Annotated in this window: 10 protein-coding genes; 1 reads left to right on the plus strand and 9 read right to left on the minus strand. The window is 63.1% G+C overall.

Annotated elements, in window-relative coordinates; genetic code table 11:
* A partial coding sequence (locus tag JNM03_RS15665) for a UDP binding domain-containing protein (protein WP_294037994.1) occupies positions 1 to 349 on the plus strand: 349 nt, incomplete at its 5' end.
* Between the two features lie 85 nt (positions 350 to 434).
* On the opposite strand, the gene JNM03_RS15670 is transcribed toward JNM03_RS15665, so the two are convergent.
* From JNM03_RS15670 to JNM03_RS15710, 9 genes are all read right to left on the minus strand, one after another.
* A complete protein-coding gene (locus JNM03_RS15670) occupies positions 435 to 944 on the minus strand; it encodes a sigma-70 family RNA polymerase sigma factor (RefSeq protein WP_294037996.1) in 510 nt (169 codons plus the stop codon).
* The gene (locus JNM03_RS15675) at positions 941 to 1,432 is read right to left on the minus strand and encodes a hypothetical protein (protein ID WP_294037997.1); all 492 of its coding nucleotides are present in this window, start codon (positions 1,430 to 1,432) and stop codon (positions 941 to 943) included. The genes JNM03_RS15670 and JNM03_RS15675 overlap by 4 nt, the downstream gene beginning before the upstream one ends.
* A gap of 219 nt (positions 1,433 to 1,651) precedes the next feature.
* Positions 1,652 to 2,572, minus strand: coding sequence for a HEPN domain-containing protein (locus tag JNM03_RS15680; protein ID WP_294037998.1), 921 nt, complete (start codon positions 2,570 to 2,572; stop codon positions 1,652 to 1,654).
* Positions 2,573 to 2,612: 40 nt separating this feature from the next.
* Positions 2,613 to 5,420, minus strand: a complete 2,808-nt coding sequence (gene mobF / locus JNM03_RS15685; RefSeq protein WP_294037999.1) for a MobF family relaxase — start codon at positions 5,418 to 5,420, stop codon at positions 2,613 to 2,615.
* On the minus strand, positions 5,420 to 7,318 hold the full coding sequence (locus tag JNM03_RS15690) for a type IV secretion system DNA-binding domain-containing protein (protein ID WP_294038001.1): 1,899 nt from the start codon (positions 7,316 to 7,318) through the stop codon (positions 5,420 to 5,422). The genes mobF and JNM03_RS15690 overlap by 1 nt, the downstream gene beginning before the upstream one ends.
* The gene (locus tag JNM03_RS15695) at positions 7,315 to 7,683 is read right to left on the minus strand and encodes a hypothetical protein (protein ID WP_294038002.1); all 369 of its coding nucleotides are present in this window, start codon (positions 7,681 to 7,683) and stop codon (positions 7,315 to 7,317) included. The genes JNM03_RS15690 and JNM03_RS15695 overlap by 4 nt, the downstream gene beginning before the upstream one ends.
* Before the next feature lie 207 nt (positions 7,684 to 7,890).
* The gene (locus JNM03_RS15700) at positions 7,891 to 8,454 is read right to left on the minus strand and encodes a hypothetical protein (RefSeq protein WP_294038004.1); all 564 of its coding nucleotides are present in this window, start codon (positions 8,452 to 8,454) and stop codon (positions 7,891 to 7,893) included.
* A 57-nt stretch (positions 8,455 to 8,511) separates the two neighbouring features.
* Complete coding sequence (locus JNM03_RS15705; protein WP_058455958.1) at positions 8,512 to 8,679, minus strand: helix-turn-helix domain-containing protein; 168 nt, start codon at positions 8,677 to 8,679, stop codon at positions 8,512 to 8,514.
* 178 nt (positions 8,680 to 8,857) lie between these two features.
* Entirely contained in the window at positions 8,858 to 9,709 is an 852-nt protein-coding gene (locus tag JNM03_RS15710) for a hypothetical protein (protein ID WP_294038008.1), read from the minus strand.
* Positions 9,710 to 10,040: the final 331 nt, after the last annotated feature.

A 10,040-nucleotide genomic window follows, 5' to 3' on the forward strand; every position in this document is an offset into this window, starting at 1 on the left:
CCGCGTCGCCTGCCTGGGGCTGGCCTTCAAGCCGAATATCGACGACTTCCGCGAAAGCCCCGCGGTCGAGGTCGCTGCCGCGCTCGCGCGCCGCTTCGGCAAGCAGATCCAGATCGTGGAGCCCTATGCGCGCGGCCTGCCAATGGAATTTGCGGGTACCGGCGCCGAACTGATCGACCTCGACAGCGCGCTGGCCCAGTGCGACCTGCTGATCGTGCTCGTCGATCATGACCTGTTCAAGTCGATCCCGCTCGAGGAGCGCGGCGACAAGATCGTCTATGACACGCGCGGGCTGTGGCCCGACCAGCCGAACGGCGGAAACGGCAGTCGTCATCTTCGCGCAGTCTGACCGCTGCGGCGCTTTACGCTCAACCGGCAGGCGCACATTTGGGACGCATGTTAACCCGTGTTGAAACCAACGATCCTCCGGTTCATTACCGTTGAAATGTGATCGCCTTTCGACACCGCGCGAGCGCACGCATAATATGATATTCGACGCCTTTCTCGCTAAGTTCGAGACTCTTGGCGATTGCTCGATAGGACATGCCCTTCAACCGGTGCATGAGGAATATCCGTCGGGTTCGCCTCGGCAGCGCGAGTAACGCACGCCGATACGCCGCACGAAGTTCTCGCGCCTCGATTTTCCACTCCTGATCCGGCAGGAGCGGAGCATCGCGCGCTTCGTCGAGTGGGTAAAGCATGCACCCTTTCCGGTGCCATGTCCGCGCCCGGTTGATCACCAGATTACGAGCTGTCCGCGTCAAATAGCCATTCGGATTTTCGAGCCTGTCGAAAGCCCCGCTTCGTAGCACACAGGTAAATGCCTCCTGCACGAGGTCCGGAGCTTCATCACGCCCAACTTTCCTCCGGAAGAAGTGGAACATCCGATCGTGCTGCGCCCGGTAGAAGGCGTCGAAGGTGGGGTAGGGTCCTGCGGCGGTCATGGCCGGTCTCCCCGGCATTCACTGAGGGGCAGCGGCGCATCGCGTGACGCTCGATAGAGGGTGATTCCGCCCTCGATCCGATCGAGAATGAAGGTGTCACGCTCAGCCTTCGCGGCGCGGATGTCGGACTTCGAGTAAATCCCGACATCGACGGCACAGCGATTGCCAAGCTCGCGGTCTATGGTCGCAGGCGCGCGCCGCCAACAACGCTCGTCGGTGAAGAGCGGATGATTGACGACGACCCAGAATTCATAATCGGAAAATTCGATCGTCCGGCTGTCTTCGTACCAGGATCGCCTTGCATAGGGACCGATCAGGATGATCCGCTTGATCAATCCCGGCTCGGGCGCCTGCACCTGCGAGGGGTTGAACACGCCACGCAGGATGCGGGTGATGCGCTCGATTTCACGCTGCTTGCGCCGGATGAGATGGCCGACGCGCGCCATCACGACTTCGCGCGCGTAAACGTCGCTTGTTAGGGGTGTCATTTGCAGCTCGCACCGCGGCGGTCCGCGCGATTGCGCGCGGATGGGCAAGCGGTGTTCGCTGTGGTGCCGTCGGAGCGGCTGTCAGCAACCGTCCGACACGCGGCCGGACCTACATGATGCCTGGCAGGGAAATCCCCGGAATGGCCGCCAGTCGTTCCATTCCGTGCCGACGGTTATGCCAGAAGCCAGGAGTTCCGGCAAGCGGCCCGGGCCCAGCGACTATCGGCGCGCCGCCGCCTCAAGCTCGGCGATCTTGTCGGAACAGACCTGATGGACCACGCGGCCTAGTTCCTCCACGCGCTCGCCGAGCCACGCGAGTTCCTCTTCGCTGATCCGGTAATGTTTTGAGTATCTTGCCTTCGTGTAAGCTTCTTTCAGCTTCTGGAACATCGCCCGTTCGCGATGTGTGTCCTCTGGCCAGATGCCGTAAAGGCGACGATCGAGCCCTTCAGCGAGCGACCGCAGGAAGGCAATATTGTGGTTGTAGGGCGTGTACAACGTCAGCGTCAAAAGCACGCCCTGATACAGACTCTCGGTCGCTTGATGTAAAAGGAAGGCTGCTCGCTTCCAATCGCCCTCGGACATGCAGAACTTGTATACTTTGAGAAAGCCAGCAGCATTGGGAAGCCATTCCTCAAAATAATCCCGCGCAGCGTCTAGCGCTTGCAGCGGGGTTTTAGGCTTCGGCGTGGCGAGTTCGCCGTCATCGGCTTCGTAAATCGCGATCCCGTCCTTCGAGACCTCCATGAAGAAAACGCGGCCATGCGAGAGCCCGTCATTCACCTCATGCAGGCTGTGGACGATGAAATTGACCGGCGTGTGGAGCGTCTTTTCGATCGTGTAGGCGCGAATGAGACGTTCCTCGGCGGTCGCCCAATAGGCGGCCCGGTCGGTCATCTCCTTCTGGCTGACGATGACGAGGATGTCGTAGTCGGATTTATACTGGTTCGCCGAGAGCGGCGCATCGACCCAGTCGCCCCGCGCATGGCTGCCGAACAGGATGATCTTGAGGATGCGCGCGCCCTTGCGCGGCCCCGTCGCATTCTCGGTCGCGCCCCGAAACTCCTCGAAGATCGTCTCGACGATCCGTTCGAGCTCGCGCTGCTTGGCGGCGGGAAGATGGGTGAGATCGTTACGCATGTAGCGGAATCTTCGGGAAGATCGGCAGCTTTGGCAAGAGCTAAAGCCCCATGCCGGGCAGCGATGCCGCCGCTTGCGAGACCGCCGCGCTGATCACCTTGTCGGCGGGCGCGGCGATGGCTGCTTGCGCCATGACGGCCCCCGCGGCGGGTGCCTGTGAGAGCGCGGTCTGGACGATCCCGGCGCGTTCTTTGATTGCCGAGGTCAGCTTTGCGCGATCATCGGTGACGATCGTCGCCGACTCCTTCGCGCGCGAGATGCCGACATAGAAGCTCTTCTGGTCGACCAGGTTGGTGGCGCGGCTGTCAGCGTGGATGACGACGTGATCGGCGGTGCGTCCCTGCGCGGCGAAGGCGGTGTCGACATAGGCATGGGCGATATGCCGGTCGCGCGCCGCATCGAGGTCGAGGGTCTGCGTCTGACCGCGAGCCCCAAGCACCGTCGCCGTCCGCGCCTGCTCGTCGATGGCCGTGACTTCGCCGCGCGAGCCGTTGATCCGCCCGGCCTCGCGATCGTTGCGGGTGAAGCGAATGCTGTCGCCGGTCCTGAGGTCCATATTCTGCGGCGCGAATAGCTGCACCTTGCCGGCGCCCCATTGGCGAAGCCGCCAATCGACCTCGCGCCCATCCTCGGACCTCAGCGCAATGGCAGCCTTCACCGGATCGACCGCCTCGACACGATAGGCCTCGCCCCGCGCGACACCCTTGTCGGCATAATCGCGGGTGAAGCGAACAACATCGCCTGTGTCATAGCTCAGCGGATCGCGCGCCTCGGCGCGAGTCAGCCCCTTGTTGACGAGGCTTTCCACGGCGACGGCGGGACCAGAAAGCGAGCCCGACCTGACCAGCGCCGCCCTTATGCCCGCCGTCAACGCGTCGCGCCCTTCGCGCGAAGGTTCGATGATGATCGTTCGCGCCCGCGCCGCCTTGTCGAGCCCGGCATAGCGATCCGCGATCGCGGCGAAGCGCCCGACGCGATCGGCATGTTCGACAATCTGGCCGCCGCCACGATCGAGCGCGGCGAGCGCCTTCTTCGCATCGCCCTCGATCGACGCGAGCACCGCCTCCTTGGTGGCCGCATTGCTCTGCCGGACGATCTCGCCGAGCGTGGCGGTCTCCATACCGGCACTCTGGAGCTGCGCGAAGGCCTCGCCCGCCTCGACCGATCCGAGTTGCTTCACATCGCCGACAAGAATGATCCGCGCATCCTGCTGCTCGGCTAAATCGAACAGCCGGGCGGTATCGCGCGCCGACAGCAGCGACGCCTCGTCGACGATCCATGCGACCGGCTGGCCGGGCGCAAAACCTTCCGGCACAAGCAAATGGCGGGCGACGGTATCGCTGCGCGTGCCGAGTGCCTCGCCGAGCGTCATCGCCGCCGATGCCGTCGGCGCCAGGGCGACCACCGACACGCCGCGTGCTTCGGCCTCGTGCGCGAAGGTTGCGAGCACCGTCGTAGTCTTGGCGGTCCCGGCATAGCCCTGCACTGCGGTGATACGATTGCGACTGGTCAGGATCTGCTCGGTTGCGGTCTTCGGATCGGCATTCCAGCCGAAGCCGGACCGCTCCGCCTTCGCCGCCGCACCGGCGACAGCCTTGGCGGCCGCGAGCGGCGAGGCGATCGGCGCGAGCGCACCGCGCCCATGCGCTTCGATCCGCAGCAGCGTCTTCTCGGCCGCGATATTCTGGCGGGTTGTGAACCCGGCGAACGCGGCGCCGCGCCGATCGACGAAGGTGCGATCGACCAACTCGCCCTCCTTCGTCGCGCGCCCGATCGCGTCGCCAATATCGGCATAGCCGACTTTCCCAAGGCCAACTCGCCCCGCTTCCTCATGAAGCGCCGCGACCGCGAACACAGACTGCCGCTCGCCAAGCTTGTCGGCGGCATGCGCGACGGCGCGATCGGCGATCGATGGATCGGGAAGCTGAACGCCGTTCGCTGCCCGGTCTTCTGCCTCGCGTACCAACGCCAGTCGCGCCTCGGCATCGAACCCAGCCCGGTCGGCGGTCTCGCGCCAGTCGGCGACAAGCGCGCCATGGTCGGCCGCAACCTTCGCCTGCCGCGTATCGAGCGCAGCCACCTGCTTTTCGGCGGCGCTGGCTTCCTCGCGCGATGTGCCCCGTTCCCCCAGCGCCGCTTCGATCTCCGCGCTGCGCGTGCTGAACGCCGCCATTACGTCCGCCGAGACCCCCTTGATCTCGAACATCGATTCCTTGCCCGGTGCAATCTCATAGCCGAGCTCGCGGACCTTCGATGCCAGCTCCTGCCGATAGATGGCGCCGATCTGTTTCTGGAGCTGGTAGATCGCGCGCGGCTCCAGGCTGCGCCAGCTTCCATCCTCACCCTGTGTCGCGTTCATGATGACATTATGGGTATGGAGCTGAGGGTCCTGTGCACGGCTCGTCCCATGCTGGAAGCTCGCAACAATCAAGTTGCCGGTGGCCTCGCGCGTCACGCTGCCGCCGTGCCGGACACGGGTCGCGGCCATATGCGCCTCGACATGCGCGAGCGCGGTCTTCACCGCCTGCCCATGTGCCTCGATCAATCGCCGGTCACCGGCAACCTCGGCCATGATCGATATCGACTTGGGCGCACTCAGCGTCACATCCCAGCCGGGGCGATGTTCGAGCTGGCCGTCACGAACCGTGCCGAGCTGCTGCCCCGCGACCTTGCCGTCGAGCAGTTCGCGGAAGGCGTCGCGGTCAACGTCGCCTGACAGCCCAAGTTCCTCGGCCCCCTTGCCGTGCCATTCGGACGGCGACAGCCCACCTTCGGCGTAATAATCGTCGGCCTCATAATAGCTGCTCGCCTGCGCCGAACTGGTCAGCGCCGATACCGACGCAACCATCAGATCGGCCCGCCATCGTCAGCGGGTGGGTGTGCCGGCGGCTTTTTCCCTCCCTTCGGCTTTTCGACGACCTGCTTCTCGACCGGGGGCGGAACAGCGCTGTCTGGCTCTTCTTTGGGCGCCGCCTCCAGCGGCCGGTGCCAGAGGGTCGTATCCGGGTTTGCGGCGACAAAGGCGGGCTGACGCGGCTCGCCCCGTTTCTCGATATGGTCGGCGGTAAGCGCGATGCGCGCGACCGGGAGCCCATCGGGGAGCAACAAATAGCCCTCATAGCGTGCGAGGCGGAGTTCGCTTTCGAACACGGCGGGCCGGGTCTTACGCTGGCGGCCGAGCGTCATCCGCGGCTTGTCGTCGCCATCGCCAAGCGCACCGCTCATGGTCTGGATCTCGACCTCGCAGGTGCCGATCGTGTCGCTCGCCCAGCGCCGGGACTCGCCATCGCCCATCTGCAAGAACAGCTTGGTATTGCAGCAGCCGAGCATGGATTCGGCAAGATCGTCACCGTAGCGATGCCGCATCTGGCCCACGCCCTGGAAGGTCAGCACGACCGCCGCCCCGAACTTGCGGCCCTCGGGCAGCAACCGCGTCAGATTGTCGACCCGCGGCAAGTCGGCAAGCTCGTCGAGCAGGAACCAGACGCGCCGGTCGGATGAAGGGGCGAGGCCCAGCATCGCGCTCGCGGCGCATTCGAGCCAGCAGGCGAGCAGAGGCTTGAGCGCCGCAAATTGCTCTTCCTTTCGCGGCACGAAGATCCAGGGCTTGGCGCCCTTTGTCTCGTCGAGGCCGGAGATGAAGTCGCGGAACGAAAAAACCTTCTCGCCCTCTTCAGGCATCCGCAGGAACTGGATCAGGTTCGCGGCCTTCGCGAGCATGAACAGCACGCTGCCGGTGGCCCGGTCGGCGTCGTCGGAGAAGGTGCGCGCGGACGAGGTGTCCTTGAGCCAGGCCTTGAGCTTGTCCTTATCCATCTTCTGCAGCGCTTCGAGCAAATCGGGCAGCGTGCATTTCTTCTCCTTCCACAGTTCCCGGATCATGTTGGCAACCAGGATGCGGCTGGTTTCCAGCCAGACGTCATCGTCCTGCTTCCCGGTCTCGGTAACGAGCTGCTGCGCGATGCGATCGGCATCGGCGGGGTGGGCAATCTCGGCAAACGGTGACCAATAGACGCAGCGGGCATCGAACGGATTGAGGATGATGTCGCCGCACTCGGGCCGGAAGTAATGGGCGATGAATTCGCCGCTGGTGTCATAGACCAGCGCGGCCTCGCCGCGCGCGGCGATCCCGTCGAGCATCTGACGCAGCACCGTCGTCTTGCCGCTGCCGGTCGTGCCGACCATCGCCATATGCCGGGTTTCGAGGCGGCGGGGAAAGGGTACGGGACCGATCGCCAGCGGGTGCGAACCGGCTTCGGCTCGCGCCAGCTTCGCAAGCTCCTTCTCGCTCGTCACCTTGGTGCCGTCGATGACGCGATCGCGCAGCGCGCGTTCGCGGCGGCGCGCGGCGACATCACGGAGCAAGATCAGGCCTGACAGCCACGTGACAAACCCCAGCATGGCGCCGCGCATGACGAACGATTTCGCGATGCTCGCCCGGCGGACAAAATAGGGATCGGTCGCGACCGTGCGAGCGGGGTTCAGATAATCTCTTCCCTCATAACGGATCACTATCCCGGGATCGCCGCCGTCGCCTGCAAACCATAAAAGCATCTTCGCGTGATAATGGGTGCCGGTGTCCCGAAGGATGCTCGGGTCGAGCATCAGATAGGGCGCCGCCAAGCCGCCGAGCGCGATCGACGAGACCATGATCGCGAACTGTCGTTTGAACCGCCGCGTCTGGCTGTAGCGAAGATGACGCCGCAGCGTCTCGGCATGCAGCCGGAGATCGTGCGGCTCGCTCATGGCCGTTCCTCCGCTGTCGCGCGTTGCCGGTCATAGGCCCGCTGGGTCTCGGCGGTGATGACCTCGTCGCTCTTGCCGCCGCCCATCGCTGCGCTGCGCGCATAGCAATAAGCGGCGCAGGCCGTGTGCAGGGTACGGTCGAGCAGGCGTTCGATATCGGCGAGGCGCGTGCTGATCGACGCGACTTCCACGATGAGTTCACGCGATCCGTCATCGGCGACTGGCGGATTCAACTGCGCGGCGATCCCTGCCTCCACGCTGCGCTGAAGCATAGCATATGGGCTTATGCCCTGCTGCTCAGCGAGCGTGTGAAGCGCCTTTTCGATCGCCGCCGGGAGGCGAATGTTGTGACGGGCGAGAGTCATAGCCGTCCTTCGCCGCGCTGCCGCGGCGCTGCCTCCAAATTTGGCTGAATAGCGCCAGTCTGCGCGCGCGCCGGGGAAGCGCTGCCGCGGCGCTGCCTCGAAAAGTGACGGAAAAGCTGGATGCACCCGTGCGTGAGGTGTGTATCCAAATTACGGGTCCGATGCGTAGCATCGCGGCCCTGCAACCTTGCCTGAAAGACAGCCCTATCAGACATGATCCGGACCCTCCTCGCGAGGAGCTGCGACCATGCGATCCTGATCGAAGATGTCGCCCCTTGCCGCGATCATCGTCTTAGCCTTGCGATCGGCAGCTTTGCGATCAAACGCTACCGGCGTCATCGGACATTCGCGCAGCCCGTTGTCGGCGACCCACGCCTGAATGGCCCGCTCGATTGCCGCCCGCATCTGAAAATGAAGATCGCTCGCCTGATAAGGATCGAGGTGGGCTGTGACGCCGGAGCTGAGAACGAGACCACCCAGCGGGAAAACATGGTTGCCCGCCCACTGGTACGGACCATCGATTCGGCAGAAGCTGGTTTCGCCATCATAGAGAGCAAGAGGCGGGCGCTCTGCTCGGTTCCATGCAGCTAGCGCGGACCGGTAGGTATCTCCGTCTTCACCGTCAGCGATCAGCTTCTCTATGAGCGGAACGACATAGGGTGCGTTGTATCGATCGACGGCGAAACGCAGGATCACTTTGTGGTCAAAGCGGAAGAAATCGGTGAGCCGGTCGACGGCTTTGCTCAGAATGGACATGCGGCGGCCTTTCAATAAAATGGGATGTGTCGGTGGGATGGCGGGCGAACTGTCGCCCTCGGGGGACCAGGCCTAAGCCTGAGTCTGGGTCAGCCGTCTGATCGACGCGGTGGTGATCAGCGTCCGCGTCCCGATCTTGAGGGCATCGACCTGTCCGGTCTTGATGAGCTTGTAGATCGTGCTGCGACCGACGCCGAGCGCCTTGGCCGTGCGGTTAATCGAGTATGCGAGTTCATCCATTGTCGCCTCCGTTCGAGTGCCGCGATGCGGCGGGCGACAGGATCATTTGCAGCTAAGCGCCGACAGTTCCAACAGCATGTGGCTGCACCGGAAATCAGCCGTTCGTGACTGTTCCCCGGTAATTACCTACCTCGGGAAACCACGCAAATGCGTAGTTCCCCGGTAATTCAGAGTAGGATTAAGACGAACGATTTTTCGCGATCGTTTCCAGAATTTGGTTTGCGTAAGGCGTCAGCTGGGTCTCGCTGGGCACCTTTAAGCGCCTGCTGCGATACCAATCTTCGAGAAGCTCGATGATTTCCCTCTGATTGCCGCGCTTCTTCGATATGTCGAGCGCCCGCACCTTAGGGTGATCAATCAGCGCGATGATTGCATTGGTATGATCGTACTGCTTCGGCGCCCCCTTGCGACTCGGTTTGGCCTTGGCGTCAGCGATCAGTTTGCTCATGTCCGCCTCAAGGAACAATTCCGGGGCGAACCAGAAACCGGCGGGGCCGAAGAGGGCGTTGCGGATCGTGCTGTCATTGGCCACGTGCGCAGCGCGAAGTTTGCTGAAGAAGTAGCGATGGTCGACATAACGACGCGCGCCGTTTCGAGCGAAGTAAAAGGCGCGCGGTGACGATTCGAGTTGGAGGATGGCGAACAGGCGCTCCAAGTTTCGGGCAGCGGAATCTTCGGGGTCCGCATACACCGGCTTCTGCGGCGTGGTAGCCTTCAATCCACCATACTGAAAAACGCGCCACGAGGCGCCAGCCGCCATCATCAAGCCAAAACAAACCAGACCGATCAGCCCGATCACGTCGGCGCCGGGCGCCTCATTCAGAGTGAGAGCTAGCCAGGGGAGTAGGGTAACGGCAGTCGCGAAAGCGGTGGCCGCAGATGTGGTGGATAAGAGCCAGTATCGTTTCTGGATAACGCGCGAGGCATCCGCCGCGATGCGGTCAAGTTCGGCAAGGCCAGTCTGCTCATCCGCGTTGATGAAGCGGGCTGCAACCCTGCGGAGCGACAAAACTTCCGTTCGATCATCCACCGGCTTCTCCCCGGGCAAGAGATAATACTGCCGTGAAGGAGAGCCAATTACAAACACTTGCTCGGCCACCAAAGCACAACGCGAGACAGCGGTGAACGGCCCGCAGCCGTGGTAGCCCGGTGGTAGCCCGACGAAATACACATCAAACAGAGCGGGGTGCCGCACTGCCTAAGTAGCTGATTTTTTAGGAAAAACTGGAGCGGGCGAAGGGATTCGAACCCTCGACCCCAACCTTGGCAACTTGACCGTGACACTTTTCGATTTCTTCCTTTTCTACGCTACCACCCTATAATTGCTTATTTTCTTGAGATTATCTCTACGACGCCCTATC

Origin of the sequence: Sphingopyxis sp. (genome assembly GCF_016793825.1) — a bacterium.
In the GTDB taxonomy this organism is placed as follows: domain Bacteria; phylum Pseudomonadota; class Alphaproteobacteria; order Sphingomonadales; family Sphingomonadaceae; genus Sphingopyxis.